Source organism: [Mannheimia] succiniciproducens MBEL55E, from assembly GCF_000007745.1.
Classification (GTDB): domain Bacteria; phylum Pseudomonadota; class Gammaproteobacteria; order Enterobacterales; family Pasteurellaceae; genus Basfia; species Basfia succiniciproducens.
In genome coordinates this window covers 2,108,025-2,127,500 of the sequence record NC_006300.1, presented here as the reverse complement: position 1 = coordinate 2,127,500, position 19,476 = coordinate 2,108,025, and the positions used below count along the sequence as shown (strand labels likewise).

Sequence of the window (19,476 nt, the reverse complement as noted above, 5' to 3'; positions counted from 1 at the left end):
TTAAGCGCTTATTTATACAAAAGTGCGGTCAAAAAATCCGTTTTTTGTAAAAGAAAAGGCATAGTTTTATTGACCGTGCCTTTTTGCTATTTGATGATTTATTTGCGCAACTTCACTTCTTGTACCGCATGGTCGGCGCCTTTACGCAAGATTAAATTTGCCCGTTCACGGGTTGGTAAAATATTTTGCCGTAAATTCAAGCCGTTAATGGTATTCCAAATATTAGCGGCGGTTTCAACCGCTTCTTCTTTAGAGAGTTTCGCATAATCTTTAAAATAGGAATTCGGATCGGTAAACGCGCTTTCACGGAATTTCAAAAAGCGGCGAATATACCATTCCTTTAATAAGGCTTCATCGGCGTCCACATAAACGGAAAAATCAACAAAATCGGAGACAAAAGTCTGTTCCGCTTTGCGCGAACCGGTTTGTAATACGTTTAAACCTTCCAATATAAGAATATCCGGGCGATCTACCTTGTTAAATTTATCGGGGATAATATCATAGGTCAAATGCGAATAAATCGGCGCCGACACGTTCGGTTTGCCGGATTTTACGTCCGCCAGAAATTTGATTAATTTGGGCGTATCGTAAGAGACGGGGAAGCCTTTTTTATGCAATAAATTTTCTTTTTTTAATTTTTCTAAGGGATAGAGAAAACCGTCGGTGGTAATCAAATCCACTTTGCGATTTTCAGGCCAGTTAGACAGTAAAGACTGCAAAATACGCGCGGAAGTGCTTTTCCCGACCGAAACGCTGCCGGCAATACTGATAATATAAGGTACATTGGCGTTGGTATTGCCGAGAAAACGGTTCATTACGGTCTGGCGACGTAAATTTTCTTCAATATAATAATTAATTAAACGCGCAAGAGGCAGGTAAATGGTGCTGACTTCTTCCAACGATAATTCTTCGTTAAAACCGAGTAAAGGCTTTAAATCTTGTTCTGTCAGTTTTAAAGGCACGGATTTCCGCAATTCCGCCCATTGTTTACGGGTAAATGTCAAAAACGGGCTAAATTTCTCTGAAACTGACGATTGGCTTTCTATGTTCACGGCTCATTCTAATGTTAAGAAAGTAAAAATTACTGTGAATATACAATAGAAAAATTTTTTATGCAGAAAAATATATAAAAAATGGTTAAAAAGGTGGCAAAAACCGTTGTTTTTGTCTGAATATTAGCCTAACAACAAAAAAAAAGTATTTTTTTTCAAAAAAACACTTGTCAGTCATAAAATTTTCCCTATAATACGCCTCACTTGCTTATGAGATGCCGACTTAGCTCAGTAGGTAGAGCAACTGACTTGTAATCAGTAGGTCATCAGTTCGATTCCGATAGTCGGCACCATTCTCATTTTCAAGTCTTCATTATCGTCCAGGGATTCCCGAGCGGCCAAAGGGAGCAGACTGTAAATCTGCCGGCTCAGCCTTCGAAGGTTCGAATCCTTCTCCCTCCACCATTCGTTAATGAAAGTATCCAGATTTGATGGGACAGACGAATTTAGAACAGCGGGCATCGTATAATGGCTATTACCTTAGCCTTCCAAGCTAATGATGCGGGTTCGATTCCCGCTGCCCGCTCCAAGCGCTGATATAGCTCAGTTGGTAGAGCGCACCCTTGGTAAGGGTGAGGTCGGCGGTTCAAATCCGCCTATCAGCACCATTCACTTAAGTTTCCAAATTCCAATCTTTCCCTCAAACCAGGTTAATATTTAATTTTCTACATTTGGTTAATGTGGTATTATTGAACCATCGATAACCGTGTTTGTTTAGAGGGACTCTCAATGTCTAAAGAAAAATTTGAACGTACAAAACCGCACGTAAACGTGGGTACAATCGGCCACGTTGACCATGGTAAAACAACTTTAACAGCGGCAATCACTACCGTGTTATCAAAACACTACGGTGGTGCGGCTCGCGCATTCGACCAAATCGATAACGCGCCGGAAGAAAAAGCGCGCGGTATCACCATCAACACTTCACACGTTGAATACGATACGCCAACCCGTCACTACGCACACGTAGACTGCCCGGGACACGCGGACTATGTTAAAAACATGATCACCGGTGCGGCACAAATGGACGGCGCAATCTTAGTAGTAGCGGCGACAGACGGCCCAATGCCGCAAACTCGTGAGCACATCTTATTAGGTCGCCAAGTAGGCGTACCATACATCATCGTATTCTTAAACAAATGCGATATGGTAGATGACGAAGAGTTATTAGAATTAGTAGAAATGGAAGTTCGCGAACTTCTTTCTCAATACGATTTCCCGGGTGACGATACACCAATCATCCGTGGTTCAGCGTTAAAAGCGTTAGAAGGCGAAGCGCAATGGGAAGAAAAAATCCTTGAGTTAGCAAACGCATTGGATACATACATTCCGGAACCAGAACGTGCGATTGACCAACCGTTCTTATTACCGATTGAAGACGTATTCTCAATCTCAGGTCGTGGTACGGTAGTAACGGGTCGTGTAGAGCGCGGTATCATCCGTACGGGTGACGAAGTAGAAATCGTTGGTATCAAAGAAACGGCGAAAACAACGGTAACAGGTGTTGAAATGTTCCGTAAATTACTCGACGAAGGTCGTGCGGGTGAAAACATCGGTGCATTATTACGCGGTACTAAACGTGAAGAAATCGAACGTGGTCAAGTATTAGCGAAACCGGGTTCAATCACACCACACACAGACTTCGAATCAGAAGTTTACGTATTATCAAAAGAAGAAGGCGGTCGTCATACTCCGTTCTTCAAAGGCTATCGTCCACAATTCTACTTCCGTACAACGGACGTAACAGGTACAATCGAATTACCTGAAGGCGTGGAAATGGTAATGCCTGGCGATAACATCAAAATGACCGTAAGCTTAATCCACCCGATTGCGATGGACCAAGGTTTACGTTTCGCAATCCGTGAAGGCGGCCGTACGGTAGGTGCGGGTGTTGTTGCGAAAATCATCAAATAATTGATGTAACGGCAAATCTGAAAAGGGGCTCGAAAGAGTCCCTTTTTTTACGGCATAAATTTTATTTTTGTGAAGTCTTATTTTTTTTAGAAAATAAATGCAAAAGTGCGGTGAAAAATTTGAAATTTTCTACCGCACTTTTTTATCGGTTTTATTTTGGCACTTGAGCGGTTATTTACATACTCTTAATTCTACCGAGCTGTTATGGATTAATTCCATAATGGATTTAGGCGGTTCCTGGTCGGTAAATAAATAGTCCACATCGGTGACGGAAGCCAACTTCACAATGGCTTGACGTGAAAATTTTGAATGATCCGTAACTAATACTGTTTCGCGGGAGCTTTCCATAATAGCTCGTTTTACTTGCACTTCATGATAGTCATAATCCAACAACGAACCGTCAAGATCAATACTGCTAATGCCTAAAATACCGTAATCCAAGCGAAATTGGGAGATAAAGTTTACCGTGGCTTCTCCAATGATTCCGCCGTCTTGACGTAACGAGCCGCCGGCAACAGTGATTTTAAAGGTGTCATTTTTCATTAGAATATGAGCGGCATTGAGATTGTTGGTAACGATGCGTAAGTTTTGATGGCCTAGCAATGCATTTGCCACCGCTTCGGATGTCGTCCCTATATCAATAAACAGCGAGGAACCGTTTGGAATTAGGCGGGAAACCGCTTGAGCGATATGATTTTTTTCCAATGAGAAGAATAGCTTACGTTCGGAATAATCGCTGTTTTCCGCACTTGAGGGTGATGCCGCACCACCGTGATGGCGGCGAATGAGGTTGTTTTCCGCCAGTTCATTGAGATCGCGACGGATGGTTTGCGGGCTAACATTGAGTAGTGTAACCAATTCATCCGTGCTGATGTAGCCTTGAAGCTTAACAAGTTCAACAATTTTTTGATGGCGAATAGACTGTTTCATAATGTTCCTCTAGAAATAAAAGACAAGGCCATTGTACCCTCTATTTACTTTTTTTGCCGATTTTTTCTTGTAAAAAAGCAAGAATTAGTCCAACTAGCAACCCTGTGATATGAGCGGTATTACCCATTTTTATGCCAATCAACGGGGTTACAAAACCGAGTGCAATCCCTATGATTAAAACATTGAAGAAACCCGAAGGCAGGTTAAATCGGTTATTCGGACTAAATTTATCTGCAACAAAAACATAACCTAATACGGCATATACTACCCCGGATAAACCGAAAAAATGAGGTCCGGAGGCAAAATTCTGGGTAACGCCTGTTGCGAATGCGGCTAAAACATAGATTATGATTAATTTTGTGCTGCCAAAATAGCGTTCGATTGCGCCGCCGAAAATCCACCACCAAACAAGATTAAAAGTAATATGCATAGATGAAAGGTGAACTAAACTATGGGTGAAATAACGCCAAATTTGCTGATTTTCGCCGAATTCATAAGGAAAATGCGCAAATTGCATAATTTGTTCAGCCATGCCGCTGATTTCAAAACCATATACAATAATACAAATAAGCGTAATTAATAAAGTGACGGGGCCTGTTTTGAGCAACTGTTGCTTAATTCCTTGGCTTGAGTTTTCCGCAAGCTCTTTCAATGAATGTGAGCCGCTTGACACATCACCGGTTTCCCAACTTGCCCGTTCGTAACGTTCATCAAAAGGATTACGATGAAATTCTGCAAGATCCTGTAAAATGGCCGCGGTTTGCTCGCTATTTCCCGAAAGATATACGGCAATAACGTTTTGCCGCATATCGGTTTTTTCTTGCTGTAAAATGAGTTCAATTTGATATTTTTTACGAATGTAATCGCGAAATTGCCAGGCAAAGCTTGGAATTTCGCTTCTAAACAGTAACTGCATTTGATATATTCCTAATCTGAATTTTATTTATTGTAAGGGATAGCAACGAAATGGGGAAGAATACAATGGATAATCAACAAGATTCCATGCCGGAAGGGTTTAGCAAATTCAGCTGGGCGATTGCCGCGTTTTGTTTACCGGTTTTTCTGTGGCCTTTAGCGTTGCTGGTTTCCACTAATTTAGAAAAAAATCCGGCATTAAGCCAGCAACAAAGCATGTCTATGTCGATGTTTCTCTGGCTGTATCCTTTATTATTGGCGGTTATGGCTCGTATTTGCTATAAGTTACATCAAGGGAGCCCTAAATCGGCAAAACGTCTGTTAATGACAAGTGCGGTAATTTTTTACGGAATTTTATTTTATGTGGCTAGAGTAGGGTTTAGCGGATAATTTATTAAAGACCTGCCGATCTAATATGCCGTTTCAATAGGTAACCCCGCTCGTTGCCAGCCTTCAAAGCCGCCAATTATGCTATATATGTTGTCGTATCCCTGCTCGACTAAAAAAGCGGCGACATTTCTACTACTGATACCATGATAGCAGCTGACAATAACGGGATCATCGAAATCACATTGTATTTGAAACTTGCCGTAGCTTTGGCCGGTTAAATGAAATGCGCCCTTTGCATGGCTATAAGTAAAGCGCTGTTCGTCGCGGATATCCACTAAGGTTGCGTTTTCTTCGATCATTAATTGCCAGGCCTGTTGAGGGGTAATTTCTTTAAACATAATAATTCCGAGTGATTTTGTAAGGTATGAGCGCTAATATAGCAACGTTTTATGAAATGGTAAATGCGCCGACAAGATTATCTCAATATTTTTTACCGCACTTTTATTGCTTTTCCGATCAAAATGCGAAAACTATTTGGCATATATTCAACTCACAGTATAATGAACGAGGCTATTTTCTTAACTAAAAGGGCGCTTATGTTAAAAAAACTATCTTTTATTGCTATGCTGGCAATGTTATCGGCTTGTTCTTTATCTTCTTACGTACCGTTTATGGGCAATGACAAACCCGTTATTAATCTTGATAAAGACAAAATCGATCAAAAATCTTATGCGGTGGCTTATGCTTCGACGGTTCAATCCTATAATGGACGCATTACCGAAGATTACGACGTGAATTCCTTTGCCAGCGGCGCAAACGACTGGTATTTAGGGCGCATTTTAGTGCCGACGGAACAAATTCGCGCAAGATTGGGTAGCGGATTAGACAGCAAATTGCACGCCTATTACAGCGGTGTGATTTTTGCAGCGGATTTGCAGACTAACTTTAGCCGTTTAAGCGCAACTTGTTGGTCTAAAGTAGACACCCAAAGTATGACCCAAGGTATTTACGATGCGGTAATTGATTTACGCAAAGGTAAGGTTCGCGGCGAAAATGACGAATATATTACAAAAGGTAGTGAAGAATTATTAAACCTTTGTAAATAATTTATATTGAAACTGTGAGCAAGTTCAAACTTTTGACTTTTTATGTCATTGTGAGCTTGCTCATTTTTTTATTATTCGTGATAATTTATCAATTCTCTTTCTTTTAGAACATAAAAACTGAAACGTTTTTGCAAGCTGCGGCTTATGAAAATCTTCGGTATTTTATCGGGCTTCAAATAACCTAAATCAAATAAGGATACAGAATGTTTAATTTACCTGAAAACAACATTCATTTATCAGCTCAGGCTGGCAATAAAGAGCAGGCTATCGAATTAGCGGCGAAAGCGTTGGAGCAGGCCGGTTATGTAGAAAGCGGTTACTTACAAGGTATGTTGGGTCGTGAATTACAGACCTCAACATTTTTAGGCAACGGGATTGCTATTCCCCACGGTACGTTAGAAACCCGTAATATGGTAAAAAATACCGGCGTGCAAATATTCCAGTTCCCGCAAGGTATTGAGTGGGGAGATGGTAATATCGCTTATGTTGTGATTGGCATTGCCGCCCGTTCTGATGAGCATTTGGCGTTATTGCGCCAATTAACGCACGTATTAGGTGATGAAGATACGGCGGCGAAATTAGCAACCTTACAGGATGCGAAAAAATTCCGCGCGATTTTAATGGGCGAAGATGATGAGTTTGCGGTTAAAACGGAAAATATCAGCTTAGATGTAGATACTCAAAGTTTATTAACCCTTGTGGCGATTAATGCCGGTAAATTGGAGCAACAAAGTGCGGTAGAAAATTCCTTTGTTTCCGATGTAATTGCCAGCCCTGCGTTACCTTTGGGTAACGGATTATGGGTGACTGACAGCCCGCTAGGCAACCTTAAGAACGCGCTGGCTTTTAGTCGTGCAAAGAACGCTTTTTCGGTTAACGGTAAAAATGTGCAAGGGGTTGTAACCGTTTCAGCGAAAGACGATGCGGTAAATGAAACCCTTGCCCGCTTATTAAGTGAACAAGTACAACAAACTTTGCTTGCCGGCAATGCGGAGAAAATTATTGCCGCATTGAACGGTATACAGGCGGAACAAGCGGTAACTGCCGAACAAGTAACGACACAAGCGGTGCCGGCTGCCGGTACGGTAATCGGCACATTTACGCTACGCAATGAAAACGGCTTACACGCGCGTCCTTGTGCGAATCTGGTTAACTTAGTTAAAAAGTTTGATGCAAAAATCACGGTGGAAAATATTACCCGCGGTACAGCGGCAGTGAGTGCGAAAAGTTTAATGAAGGTGGTTGCCTTAGGAGTAACTCAAGGTCACCGTTTGCGTTTTGTTGCCGAAGGTGCGCAGGCGCAGCAGGCGATTGAAGCCATCGCTAAAGAAATTGCGGCGGGCTTGGGTGAGCCTGTTTCCGCCGTTCCGCCGGCAGAACCGGATACTATTGAAGTCGCTAACCCGGCGACACCGGAAGTTGAGCAACCTAAATCCGACAGTATCGAAGCGGTTTTTGTGATTAATAATGAAAACGGTCTGCATGCTCGTCCTGCGGCGACTTTAGTGAATGAAGTCAAAAAATATAATGCGTCGGTGGCGGTTCGTAATTTAAATCGCGACGGTGGGTTAGTGAGCGCTAAAAGCATGATGAAAATCGTTGCATTAGGGGCGACAAAAGGTTCTCGTCTGCATTTTGTCGCCACCGGTGAAGAAGCGCAACAAGCGATTGACGGTATCGGTGCGGCAATCGCGGCAGGTTTAGGAGAATAAATAATGGCAAAAGTGGCAACAATCACATTAAACGCCGCCTATGATTTGGTCGGGCGTTTAAAACGCATTGAATTGGGCGAAGTGAATACGGTGGAAACCCTCGGTTTATTCCCTGCCGGTAAAGGTATCAATGTGGCTAAGGTGTTGAATGACTTAGACGTTGAAGTCGCGGTCGGTGGTTTTCTCGGTGAAGATAACGTAGGCGATTTCGAGCATTTATTCCAACAACAAGGTTTGCAGGATAAATTCCAGCGGGTTGCCGGTAAAACCCGAATAAACGTAAAAATCACCGAAACGGACGCGGATGTAACGGATTTGAATTTTCTTGGTTATCAAATCAGTGAACAGGATTGGCGGAAATTTACCGCAGATTCCCTCGCTTATTGTAAAGAATTCGACATCGTTGCCGTGTGTGGCAGTTTGCCCCGCGGCGTAACGGCGGATATGTTTCAAAGCTGGTTAAGCCAATTACATCAAGCGGGTGTAAAAGTCGTACTAGATAGTAGTAATGCCGCATTAACAGCAGGTCTTAAAGCAAATCCTTGGTTAGTGAAGCCGAATCACCGCGAATTAGAAGCCTGGGTCGGCCATGAGTTACCGACTTTGAAAGACATCATTGACGCCGCAAAACAATTAAAAGCACAAGGGATAGCCAATGTTATTATTTCCATGGGCGCAAACGGCTCATTATGGCTAAGTGATAACGGCGTGATTTTGGCTCAGCCGCCGAAATGTGAAAACGTAGTAAGCACAGTCGGTGCCGGCGATTCGATGGTCGCAGGTTTAATTTATGGTTTTGTAAATAATTTATCTCAACAAGAAACATTGGCGTTTGCAAGTGCGGTATCTGCCTTCGCCGTTTCACAAAGTAACGTGGGTGTCAGCGATCGCAAGTTGCTCGACCCAATCTTAGCAAATGTAAAAATCACAACGATTGAAGGATAAGCCGATGAATATTTTTCTTACGCAATCACCAAATTTAGGTCGTGCAAAAGCATTTTTATTGCACCAGGTTTTAGCTGCCGCAGTAAAACAACAAAATCATCAAGTGGTAGAAAATGCCGAACAAGCGGATTTAGCGATTGTTTTCGGTAAAACTTTGCCGAATTTGACCGCACTTTTAGGTAAAAAAGTGTATTTGGTGGATGAAGAACAAGCGTTGAATGCGCCTGAAAATACCGTCGCGCAGGCATTAACCGAGGCTGTGGATTATGTTCAACCGGCGCAACAGGACGTGCAACCCGCAACTGCTTCCGGTATGAAAAATATCGTGGCGGTTACCGCTTGTCCGACCGGGGTGGCACACACCTTTATGTCTGCCGAGGCGATTACAACCTACTGCCAACAGCAAGGTTGGAATGTAAAAGTGGAAACCAGAGGTCAAGTCGGTGCGAACAATATTATTTCTGCGGAAGATGTGGCGGCGGCCGATTTAGTCTTTATCGCTACGGATATTAATGTGGATTTAAGCAAATTCAAAGGAAAACCGATGTATCGTACTTCAACGGGCTTAGCATTGAAGAAAACCGCACAGGAATTTGATAAAGCCTTTAAAGAAGCGACGATTTATCAGGGTGAAGAAACTACAACCGCCACAGAAACACAAACTTCAGGCGAGAAAAAAGGTGTATATAAACATCTTATGACCGGGGTTTCCCATATGTTACCGCTTGTCGTTGCCGGCGGTTTATTGATTGCTATTTCGTTTATGTTCGGTATTGAGGCGTTTAAAGACGAAAACATCGCAGGCGGCTTGCCGAAAGCATTAATGGATATCGGCGGCGGTGCGGCGTTCCACTTAATGATTGCCGTATTTGCAGGTTATGTTGCATTCTCTATTGCAGACCGTCCGGGTTTAGCCGTAGGTCTTATCGGCGGTATGCTTGCCACATCCGCCGGTGCCGGTATTTTGGGCGGTATTATCGCGGGTTTTCTTGCCGGTTATGTAGTGAAATTCCTGAATGATGCCATTCAACTGCCAGCCAGTTTAACTTCGTTAAAACCGATTTTAATTCTGCCTTTATTAGGTTCGGCGATCGTCGGCCTGGCAATGATTTATTTATTAAATCCGCCGGTTGCTGCGGCAATGAATGCGCTAACCGAATGGTTAAAAGGTTTGGGCTCGGCAAACGCGCTGGTGTTGGGTGCGATTCTTGGCGGTATGATGTGTATCGATATGGGCGGTCCGGTAAACAAAGCCGCTTATGTATTCGGTACGGGTATGATTGGTTCACAGGTTTATACGCCGATGGCTGCGGTAATGGCTGCGGGTATGGTACCGCCTTTAGGAATGGCGATTGCCACCTGGATTGCGCGCGCTAAATTTAACGCAAGCCAACGTGATGCGGGTAAAGCTTCATTCGTACTTGGTTTATGCTTTATTTCCGAAGGCGCGTTACCGTTTGTTGCCGCCGACCCTGTACGCGTGATTGTTTCAAGTGTAATTGGCGGAGCCATTGCCGGCGCAATTTCTATGAGCCTTGCCATTACGCTGCAAGCGCCTCACGGCGGTTTATTCGTGATTCCGTTTGTGTCGCAACCGTTAATGTATTTGGGTGCGATTGCCGTAGGTGCCTTAACAACCGGCGTTCTTTACGCAATTATCAAACCGAAACAAGCTGCGGAATAATTTCCTAATCAAGCATAAAGCCTTTGTTTATCTCAAAACAAAGGCTTTTTTTATAAGTATTCCGCTTTGCCCGAACTAATAGAAAAATTGGCAGACAAAAGAAGTGTTCATAGCACAGGAGGAACAATATGGATTTCAATGCAATTTTAAATCAAGTTTTAAGTGCCGCTCAGGAAACCGTTAAGAAAACGGCAAGCGGCAATAGCACAACGGATAAAGTGGCAAAAATCGGTGGCGGTGCAGCGGCTATCGGCGTGCTTTCGATGATTTTCGGACGCACCGGCGGAGCGGGGCTTGCAAAATTAGGTTCGCTTGCCGCATTAGGCAGCCTTGCTTATCAGGCTTACCAGGATTATCAACATAAACAAAGCCAAGTTGTACCGGTTACTGAAATGGAATTTACCCAAAGCGTACAACAATCGGCGGAACTCAGCAAAGTGATTTTGCAGGCAATGATTGCGGCGGCGGCTGCAGACGGCGCAATTTCCGACCGGGAACAACAAGCGATTTTAAGCCAGGCCGGCGATGATGCGGAAGTACAGCAGTGGATTCGGCAAGAAATGTATCAACCGGCAACAGTGCGGGAAATCGCCCAACAAGTGGGTGATAATCAGGCATTAGCATCACAGGTGTATCTGGCGGCAAGAATGGTTTGCGCCGATTTAGCACGCAAAGAAATTGTTTTCTTAGCAAATTTAGCGCAAGCGTTGGGGTTAGATGAAGCGCTTGTAGAACAGTTAGAAAAACAGGCGGGTTTCTGATTTAATCATTCCGCGATGTGCAAAGTGCGGTCAAAAATAACGATTTTTTTACCGCACTTTTGCATTTGCAAGACGTTTCGAAAATGCCTGTTCTAACTTCTATTAAAACCCTTCTTCTAAAATTTTCTCCAATAACTCAAATACCAGCAACACTCGTTTGGGAGTAATGGTTTGATAAGGACGGTAGAGGTAAATTCCCCAAATCAAGGTTTCCTCATTAGAGAAGACTACTTGTAACTCGCCGGAATCAAGATAGGATTTACAGTCATGATACATTATCGGCGCGAAAATCCTGCCGGATAAGACCGCCGGTAACAAGCTTTTAATATCGCTGGTGATAACCGTCGGCTTAGTTAGAATTATGGGTTGTTCACCCATCATCCAGTCCCATACTTTGCCGGTCTTAGGATTTAAAATATAGCCTACCGGAAAATTGGCGGCTAAATCAAAAACGTCTTTTGGCAATCCGGTTTTAGCGATAAGACTAGGTGCTGCCACGATAGGCTCTTGTAGGTCAGTAATCTTTTTCGCCACCCAATGATCTTCGGGCGTGCGGCTGATGCGAATACCGATATCAATTTGGTCATCCACCGCTTTGAGCGTATCGAAATCCGTGCGCCAGTCAATCTGAATATCCGGATAGGGCGCAAGTGCGGTTAGCAATCGCAATAAAATTTTATCCGCATAATCGGAAGGCGGTAACGTAATCCGCACTAAGCCGGAAAGGCTCTCTTCCGCAGTTTTTACGCCGCCGAATAACCGCTCTTCCTGCTGTAAAAAAGCAATGGCATCGGCTAAAAACCGACTACCGAAATCCGTTATCCGAATAGCTCGGGTATTGCGTTTAAACAACTGTTCGCCCAACTCTCCTTCCAACTCGGAAATTACCCTTGTAATCACCTGAGGGGACACCGAAAACCGGCTTGCCGTCGATTTAAAACTCAGCGTTTCCGCCGCCACAATAAAATATTTAAGGGCGTCTAATCGGTTCATAATCTCATTCTCCGGAATAAATGATTTGGCTGTCTTCATTTTATGGAATAAATATGAAAATGCAATCTTCGGCACAGTGATAGAATAAAACTGCATATTTTGTTACATTGAATGTCGTTATACTGCACATTCCGGCAACACAATAGGTAAAATCATGTTCAAAAAAATAATCCTGACCCTGTTTAGCGGGCTGATTTTCACAGAGGTGACTATGGCACAGACAAAATATGGTGTGGGCAGCTACAACACCGAAGAAGTGGCGGCGGAAATGGAATATATTGAGAAACATATCCGTCCGCTCAATCCGAAACCGACAAAACGGATTTTTATTACCGGTTCTTCCGCCGGTATCGGCGAGCTGACGGCTAAAATGCTGTTGGCAAAAGGTTACGAAGTGGTGGCGCATGCCAGAGACGCCAAACGTGCCGCTGATGTGAAACGGGATTTACCCGAAATAAAGCATGTGGTTATCGGCGATTTGGCAAAACCCGATGAAGTGGACAAAATTGCCGATCAGGTCAATGCCCTCGGGCGGTTTGACGTAATTATTCACAATGCCGGCGTTTATCGCGGCGAAAACATTTTCCAGATCAATTTGCTTGCGCCTTACGTATTGACGGCAAAAATCACTCAACCGCAAACTCTGATTTATGTCAGCTCCAATATGCACAACGGCGGCGAACTCCGCTTAGACGCATTCAATGCGGGAAATGTAGGATACAGCGACAGCAAACTGCAGCTGCTGACCTTGGCGAAAAGTTTGGCGGTGCGTTGGTCGAAGGTGCGGGTCAATGCGATGCATCCGGGCTGGGTCGGGACTAAAATGAGCGGCGGCAGCGCGCCTGATCCGCTACGTCAAGCCTATGAAACCTTGGTCTGGCTTGCGGAGGGAACCGATCCCGCCGCACAAACCAGCGGCGGATATTTTTTCAATAAACAGCCGGATTCCCATTATCGTCGAGATAGTGAAGATTCCGCTCAACAAGCGGTATTATGGCAGGCATTAGAAAAAATCACCGGTGTAAAATTGCCCGAGTAGCTAAATTCAGCACAGTAATTGGCTGAAACGGCACATTTCCTTAAAGTGAATTTTCTTATACTGCGAGGGATTTTTCACCATTAGGAATGATTATGTTTAAAAAATTACTTATTGCGACCGCACTTTGTGCGTCTTTTTCAGCCATGGCGGACGATTCCTTTACACTAAAAGTGAAGGGGGTAGAAAATGGCAAATTCCAAAACAAACATCTGTTAAGCGCAGAATATGGCTTTGGTTGTGCAGGCGAGAATATTTCCCCTGAAATCGAATGGAAAAACGCACCGAAAGGTACAAAAAGCTTCGTGCTTACGGTATATGATAAAGATGCGCCGACAGGTTTAGGCTGGGTGCATTGGGAAGTGGTGAATATTCCGGCGAATGTGAGTAAATTACCCGCTGGTATTGATGCAAAAGATAACAACTTACCGAAAGGGGCATTGCAAACCCGTACCGACTTCGGCGTTCCGGGATACGGCGGTGCTTGCCCGCCTGAAAATGAAAAACATCGCTATGAATTCACGCTTACCGCATTAAAAGTCGAGCAGCTACCAAATGTTACGGCGGACAGCACGCCGGCACTGGTTGGTTTCTTCACAAATGCCAACGCCATTGCCAAAGCGCAAGTCACAGTAGAAACAGCTCGTTAATTCCAGCACAATAGTGATTAGCTCAGTCCTTGGCTTGGACTCAGATTATTGCCAAAGTCTATCGTAGGGGTGGGGTTTATCCCCACCCTTTATGATAATATTTGATAATTCAATATGTTATGGACAGGGATAAACCCTGACCCTACAGATTTTTAATAATTTTTGGGGTTTGTTAGCAGTCTGAGCTCAAGCTCATAGCTTGAGCTATTTTTTTACCCCGATGCGAACCAGCTTTTGCTGTTCGTTTTGCACCGGTTGGGATAAATTTTCCCGTATATCCGAAGGTAAAAAACCGAAACGTTGTTTAAAGCGCACCGTAAAACGGGACGGGCTGTCATAGCCCACCTCGTTAGCGATACGTGCCACTTGCCACTTTGTGATTTGTAGTAAAGTTAACGCCCGTGACATCCGTACATCAGTCAGCACTTCACGAAAGGTCGTGTCTGATTTTTGCAATGCTCGGCGTAATGAGGTTTCACTTAAATGCAACTGCCGGGCGATGGTTTCCGCCGTCCACTCAAACGCCGTATTAGACGCAATCATCTTCCGAATCTGGCGCAGCAAGTTATGCTTCTCGTGCGGTACAAAACTCAAATGCTCCGCTTTTAACCACGCAAGTAATTCAAACAATTTTAATTTTAATACCAACTCAGGCGCCTCATCATTTTCTAACGCTTGCCTAACGACATCAAAATGAGCTTTTAACGGCGCAAGCGGTTGGATTTTGGCTAATTCTTGCACATAGGTTTCTACGCCAAACAGATCGGCAAATTCATCCACCACCCTTTGCTCCAAAGCTATCCAACCGGCTTGATAAAAACCTAATTTAGCATCGGGATTATTCAGCACATCAAAGGTTTGTCCTGCCGCTAACAACACCATTTCACCGGCTTGAATGGTCAGCTCCTGTCCGCGCCAACGCAGCGTTTTTTGCCCCACTTGAATATAAAGCAAAGTCGGCTCATCCACCGCCATTCTGGTGTAAAGCAGCTTGCGCTGCTGAATCACACTACCGAGATTAGCCAGATTTTTGCGGGAAAGAATAAGAGGTTTAGGCATAAAGTGCGGTCCGTTTTTGCAAAGTTTTGCACTAATTTAACCGCTTGTGGCTAAAGTGCAAAGCATTTTTATAATCTCATTTTCCGGAATTGTGTTTTCTGATTTTATTCATTTTAAGGAATAAAAAAAGCAAATACAATGATGTTAATTTAACCAAATAAGAGGATGCAATATGAAATTGAAGGCATTAACCAGCGCATTAATTTTAGCAACAACCCTATCAGGAGGCATCGCAATGGCAAAAACACAATCCGCGACCGTCGCAGAAATGCCGGCACAAACGATTCAGCTCACCCAAGAATGGGACAAAGTATTCCCGAAATCAGACAAAGTTGAACACCGCAAAGTCACCTTTAAAAACCGCTACGGTATTACTTTGGTCGGCGATTTATATCTGCCGAAAAATGCACAGGGCAAATTGCAGGCGATTGCCGTTTCCGGTCCCTTTGGTGCGGTGAAAGAGCAAGTTTCGGGCTTGTATGCACAAACTTTAGCGGAGCGCGGTTTTGTTACTATTGCTTTTGACGGCTCATACACCGGTGAAAGTGCGGGGCTGCCGCGTGATTTGGCTTCGCCTGAAATCAACACCGAAGATTTCTCGGCAGCCGCGGACTTTTTAGGCTCCCTTGAAAATGTGGATCGCGAAAAAATCGGCGTGTTGGGCGTATGCGGTTGGGGCGGCTTTGCACTCAATGCTGCGGTAGGCGACCCTCGAATCAAAGTGGTAGCCACCAGCACTATGTACGATATGACCCGTGTAATGGCAAACGGTTACAACGACAGCGTAGATAACGACGCCCGCTACCAAATGAAACAGGATCTAAACAACGCCCGCTGGGAAGCCATGAGCCACGATTACGCCAACACCGGCGCACCGGTATTACCGTCTGAAAAAGAGTTAAATGCGGATACCCCGAAATTCGTTGCGGATTACGTGAATTTCTACAAAACCAAACGCGGCTTCCACCCGCGCAGTGTCGGCTCAAACGGTTCATGGACCACCACGACACCGATTGCTTTCATCAATATGCCGATTCTGCAACGCGCAGGGGAATTGCGCGCGCCGGCGTTAATCGTTCATGGGGAAAACGCCCATTCACGTTATTTCTCGGAAGACGCGTTTAAAACATTGGGCAGTAAAGATAAAGAACTCCATATCGTCAAAGGCGCCAGCCACACCGATTTGTATGATAACCAAGCTAACAAAATCCCTTACGACAAATTCGAACAGTTTTTTAAAGCGAATTTGAAATAAGCGCAAGCGGTGGGTTTGAAGCTGTTTTTTGCAAAATAAACTTAAAAACCCACCGCTTGTAATATTTCACTTCCGCTGATAAATCTGCTTCGCCAAGCGTTTTACGACGCGGTTTCTCAAGCTCTCGTCACTCATGACCTGATTGCTGATTTCTTCATTGCCCTGCATACGTTGAAACAGTAAATCCAGCAGTTTATCGGCAAAGTAAGCGGTAAAGCTTTCAAGGCTGTTGTTTTTCGCTGCGCCAACAATTTCATTATCCGCTAAGGCATCTTCGATAATTTGTTCAAAGAAAAGTTGGTCGGCAATTGTAAACTGAGTACCGTACATTCCATTGATTTCCTGCACCATATTACTAAGTTCATCAGTGGCGTCGGCGCGCCCCGAGCCTACGTCGGTTGCGCCTTTGAGCGGATCCGCTCCGCCCTCGTCCAAGTGAATCTTGCCCTCGCTGCGCTTTTGCAGTTTATAGAAATGCAGCACCACATCTTTGCTTAAATCCACCTTGTTGCGGTCGCTGTTGTTCGGCAGCTTGCTTTGCAGTGCGCGCAGGTAAACATAGCGTTGTTCATGCAGATCATCGCTGTAATCCATGATTTGCGACACAAACTGATATAAACTCAAATAGCTTTTCAATTGGCTTTTAAACAGATTTTGCTGTTCGTTTTTCAGCTCGGATAAATCATCAACCCCTTGTTGAATCTCATCGCCCACCGCTAAAAATCTCGCCACGGCTTTATCTAAAATACTGTTTAATTGTTTATGCTCCGAGCCTGTCGGCTGCTGTTTGGCGCTAAACCAAATTTCGGCAAATTGGCGGATTTCCGGTTGGAAGTAGATTTTCCACTGGTCAAGAGTAGCCGCCAGTTCATCTAATTTTTCATTACTTGGAATATCGCCCAATTCAGTCACTTCATAAAACGGCTTAAATGCCTTGTAAATATCTTCGGGCTGATTGACAAAATCCAGCACAAAGGTATCCGTTTTGCCTTTGGCGCAGCGGTTTAGGCGGGAGAGCGTTTGCACCGCCTGAATGCCACTGAGCTTTTTATCCACAAACATTGTATGCAGCAACGGCTGGTCAAAGCCCGTTTGATATTTCTCCGCCACCAACAGCACTTGATAATGCTCGGAAGCAAACTGCTCGGGCAAATCCACTTCGCGAATGCCGTTCATCAACGCTTCGGTATATTCCTTTTCAGGGGCTTCTTTGAGGGTAATACCGCCTGAAAACGCCACCAAAGATTTAATCCCCGTATAGCCTTTTTCTTTAATATATTCATCAAAAGCTAATTTGTAGCGTACGGCATGCTCCCGACCGTTGGTCACTACCATCGCTTTCGCCCGCCCGCCGATTTTATGCATGGTGGTGGTGCGGAAATGCTCGACAATAATTTCTACCTTTTGTGCAATTACACTCGGATGCAGGTTCACAAAGCGCATCATCTCTTTTTTCGCTTTGCTTTTACTCAGCTCTTTATCGTTTTCACTGATTTTCAGCAGCTTGAAATACTGTTTCCAAGTGGCGTAATTTTCCAAGACATCCAAAATAAAGCCTTCTTCAATCGCCTGCTTCATCGTGTAATGATGGAAAGGTGTGTTGCCGTCTGCGCCCGGTTCGTCAAATAAAGCCTTGGTTTTCCATTTGGGTGTCGCCGTAAAGGCAAAAAAGCTCAAATTCGGCTGGCGCTGACGTTTAGCCGCTTCGATAAACAGCTGTTTTTTGGCTTCATCGCTTAAACCGGTTTCATCATCGTCATCGTCTAAAAACTCCGCCATCACCGCCGCTTCAATGCCGTCTTTATTCAGCACCTTACGCAATTCCATTGCGGCTTCGCCACTTTGCGAACTATGGGCTTCATCCACAATCACCGCAAATTGCTTGCCTTCGGTAGAAATCGCCACATTGATTCCGCTCTCTTGCTTGCGGGCAAGTGCCGCCATTACAAACGGGAATTTTTGGATAGTAGTAATGATAATCGGGGTATCACTGGCAATCGCTACCGCAAGCTGCTGTGAATTGTGCTCGATTTTCTGTACCACGCCGTCTTTATGTTCAAATTGGCTGATGGTCGCTTGTAATTGGCGGTCGAGTACCACACGGTCGGTGACCACAATTACCGAGTTAAAAATCTTTTGGTCATCACGGTTGTGCAGGCTGCTTAGCTGGTGTGCCAGCCAAGCAATGGTATTCGATTTGCCCGAGCCGGCGGAATGCTGAATCAGGTAATTGCGCCCCGCACCATGTTCGCGGCTGTGAGCAATCAATTGGCGCACCGCGTCCAGCTGATGGAAACGCGGGAAAATCATCGTTTCTTTTTGCAGGAGCCTTAATCCGCTATCGGTACGGACTTTCTTTTCTTCCACACTCAAATGCAAAAAGCGGGCGATGATTTCCAAAAAGCTGTGGCGGGTTAAAATCTGCTCCCACAAATAAGCGGTTTTCACATTCCCCGCTATGGGCGGATTGCCTCTGCCCTTGTTGTAGCCACGGTTGAACGGTAAAAAATAAGTCTGTTCGCCGTCCAGCTTGGTGGTCATATACACTTCCTCGGTATCCACCGCAAAATGCACTAAGGTACGTTTTTTAAAGGTAAACAGTTTTCCCTTTGGATTACGTTCCTTGCGATATTGATAAATAGCGTCTTCCACCGTCCAATGGGTGGCGGACAACACATTTTTCAGCTCTGCCGTTGCCACCGGAATGCCGTTGAGCGACAACACAATATCAGGGCGGTCGCCATCTTCCGTGACCACTTGGCGGGTAATTTTCAAAATATTGGCGTCATAACGCTGCTGCGTTTCCTCATTAATAGAAGTATTCGGCGCAAAATAGGCGGTCTGAAAGGTTTTACCGTAACAGCGGAAACCGTGGCGCAACACATCAAGCGCACCTTTTGCCTCCAATTCTTGGCAAAGCGCCTTAATCAGCACCGCTTTCACATTGGCTTTCTGCCCTTGCGCCAACCGTTCCCAACGTTTCGGCTGGGTGGTTTGAATAAAGCTAAGTACATCTTCTTCAAATAGCGCCGTTTCTTTGTTGTATTCGCTATTCTTGCCTTGCACATAACCGCCCTCTGCCAACAGAAAACGCTCGATTTCATTTTCAAAGTCTTTTTCGGTAATCATGGTTT

Annotated in this window: 17 protein-coding genes and 3 tRNA genes; 13 read left to right on the top strand and 7 right to left on the bottom strand. The window is 44.5% G+C overall.

Annotation, left to right across the window (positions count from 1 at the left end; translation table 11 throughout):
- Nucleotides 1-98: 98 nt before the first annotated feature.
- On the bottom strand, nucleotides 99-1,052 hold the full coding sequence (gene coaA / locus MS_RS09960; protein WP_011201339.1) for a type I pantothenate kinase: 954 nt from the start codon (nucleotides 1,050-1,052) through the stop codon (nucleotides 99-101).
- 217 nt (nucleotides 1,053-1,269) lie between these two features.
- Between coaA and MS_RS09955 the strand changes: the two genes are divergently transcribed.
- The 4 genes from MS_RS09955 (at nucleotide 1,270) to tuf (ending at nucleotide 2,966) form a co-directional block, all read left to right on the top strand.
- A tRNA-Thr gene (locus tag MS_RS09955) sits at nucleotides 1,270-1,345 on the top strand.
- A gap of 161 nt (nucleotides 1,346-1,506) precedes the next feature.
- Nucleotides 1,507-1,581 (top strand) — tRNA-Gly (locus tag MS_RS09945).
- A gap of 3 nt (nucleotides 1,582-1,584) precedes the next feature.
- Nucleotides 1,585-1,660: transfer RNA gene (locus MS_RS09940), tRNA-Thr, on the top strand.
- 121 nt (nucleotides 1,661-1,781) lie between these two features.
- A complete protein-coding gene (gene tuf / locus MS_RS09935) occupies nucleotides 1,782-2,966 on the top strand; it encodes an elongation factor Tu (protein ID WP_011199348.1) in 1,185 nt (394 codons plus the stop codon).
- A 171-nt stretch (nucleotides 2,967-3,137) separates the two neighbouring features.
- Here the strand turns inward: tuf and MS_RS09930 are convergent, their stop codons facing one another.
- Together MS_RS09930 and MS_RS09925 are read right to left on the bottom strand one after the other, a co-directional pair.
- Nucleotides 3,138-3,896 (bottom strand): DeoR/GlpR family transcriptional regulator, encoded by a 759-nt coding sequence (locus MS_RS09930; RefSeq protein WP_011201338.1) that lies wholly within the window; start codon nucleotides 3,894-3,896, stop codon nucleotides 3,138-3,140.
- A 40-nt stretch (nucleotides 3,897-3,936) separates the two neighbouring features.
- The gene (locus tag MS_RS09925) at nucleotides 3,937-4,812 is read right to left on the bottom strand and encodes a rhomboid family intramembrane serine protease (RefSeq protein ID WP_011201337.1); all 876 of its coding nucleotides are present in this window, start codon (nucleotides 4,810-4,812) and stop codon (nucleotides 3,937-3,939) included.
- A gap of 65 nt (nucleotides 4,813-4,877) precedes the next feature.
- On the opposite strand from MS_RS09925, the gene MS_RS09920 reads away from it, so the two are divergent.
- On the top strand, nucleotides 4,878-5,201 hold the full coding sequence (locus MS_RS09920) for a DUF5389 family protein (RefSeq protein WP_050738265.1): 324 nt from the start codon (nucleotides 4,878-4,880) through the stop codon (nucleotides 5,199-5,201).
- A 20-nt stretch (nucleotides 5,202-5,221) separates the two neighbouring features.
- On the opposite strand, the gene glpE is transcribed toward MS_RS09920, so the two are convergent.
- A complete protein-coding gene (gene glpE / locus MS_RS09915) occupies nucleotides 5,222-5,542 on the bottom strand; it encodes a thiosulfate sulfurtransferase GlpE (RefSeq protein ID WP_041640075.1) in 321 nt (106 codons plus the stop codon).
- A 195-nt stretch (nucleotides 5,543-5,737) separates the two neighbouring features.
- On the opposite strand from glpE, the gene MS_RS09910 reads away from it, so the two are divergent.
- The 5 genes from MS_RS09910 (at nucleotide 5,738) to MS_RS09890 (ending at nucleotide 11,349) form a co-directional block, all read left to right on the top strand.
- Nucleotides 5,738-6,247: a hypothetical protein gene (locus MS_RS09910; protein WP_041640275.1), complete on the top strand. Its 510-nt coding sequence runs from the start codon at nucleotides 5,738-5,740 to the stop codon at nucleotides 6,245-6,247.
- A gap of 203 nt (nucleotides 6,248-6,450) precedes the next feature.
- Nucleotides 6,451-7,959 (top strand): fused PTS fructose transporter subunit IIA/HPr protein, encoded by a 1,509-nt coding sequence (gene fruB / locus MS_RS09905; RefSeq protein ID WP_011201332.1) that lies wholly within the window; start codon nucleotides 6,451-6,453, stop codon nucleotides 7,957-7,959.
- A gap of 3 nt (nucleotides 7,960-7,962) precedes the next feature.
- Nucleotides 7,963-8,904, top strand: a complete 942-nt coding sequence (gene fruK, locus MS_RS09900; RefSeq protein ID WP_011201331.1) for a 1-phosphofructokinase — start codon at nucleotides 7,963-7,965, stop codon at nucleotides 8,902-8,904.
- Nucleotides 8,905-8,908: 4 nt separating this feature from the next.
- Nucleotides 8,909-10,588, top strand: coding sequence for a fructose-specific PTS transporter subunit EIIC (locus MS_RS09895; RefSeq protein ID WP_041640074.1), 1,680 nt, complete (start codon nucleotides 8,909-8,911; stop codon nucleotides 10,586-10,588).
- A 128-nt stretch (nucleotides 10,589-10,716) separates the two neighbouring features.
- Nucleotides 10,717-11,349: a tellurite resistance TerB family protein gene (locus MS_RS09890; protein WP_011201329.1), complete on the top strand. Its 633-nt coding sequence runs from the start codon at nucleotides 10,717-10,719 to the stop codon at nucleotides 11,347-11,349.
- Nucleotides 11,350-11,451: 102 nt separating this feature from the next.
- On the opposite strand, the gene MS_RS09885 is transcribed toward MS_RS09890, so the two are convergent.
- Nucleotides 11,452-12,342, bottom strand: a complete 891-nt coding sequence (locus tag MS_RS09885) for a LysR family transcriptional regulator (RefSeq protein WP_041640273.1) — start codon at nucleotides 12,340-12,342, stop codon at nucleotides 11,452-11,454.
- 211 nt (nucleotides 12,343-12,553) lie between these two features.
- On the opposite strand from MS_RS09885, the gene MS_RS09880 reads away from it, so the two are divergent.
- Nucleotides 12,554-13,381: an SDR family NAD(P)-dependent oxidoreductase gene (locus MS_RS09880; protein ID WP_157847503.1), complete on the top strand. Its 828-nt coding sequence runs from the start codon at nucleotides 12,554-12,556 to the stop codon at nucleotides 13,379-13,381.
- 92 nt (nucleotides 13,382-13,473) lie between these two features.
- Nucleotides 13,474-14,028, top strand: coding sequence for a YbhB/YbcL family Raf kinase inhibitor-like protein (locus tag MS_RS09875; RefSeq protein WP_041640073.1), 555 nt, complete (start codon nucleotides 13,474-13,476; stop codon nucleotides 14,026-14,028).
- Between the two features lie 204 nt (nucleotides 14,029-14,232).
- Here MS_RS09875 and MS_RS09870 read toward each other — a convergent pair whose 3' ends face one another.
- Nucleotides 14,233-15,087, bottom strand: coding sequence for a helix-turn-helix transcriptional regulator (locus tag MS_RS09870; RefSeq protein WP_011201325.1), 855 nt, complete (start codon nucleotides 15,085-15,087; stop codon nucleotides 14,233-14,235).
- A gap of 172 nt (nucleotides 15,088-15,259) precedes the next feature.
- On the opposite strand from MS_RS09870, the gene MS_RS09865 reads away from it, so the two are divergent.
- Nucleotides 15,260-16,342 carry an alpha/beta hydrolase gene (locus tag MS_RS09865; protein ID WP_011201324.1) on the top strand — a complete coding sequence of 361 codons (1,083 nt, stop codon included), beginning with the start codon at nucleotides 15,260-15,262 and terminating at the stop codon, nucleotides 16,340-16,342.
- 66 nt (nucleotides 16,343-16,408) lie between these two features.
- Here MS_RS09865 and MS_RS09860 read toward each other — a convergent pair whose 3' ends face one another.
- A complete protein-coding gene (locus MS_RS09860; RefSeq protein WP_011201323.1) occupies nucleotides 16,409-19,471 on the bottom strand; it encodes a type I restriction endonuclease subunit R in 3,063 nt (1,020 codons plus the stop codon).
- Nucleotides 19,472-19,476: the final 5 nt, after the last annotated feature.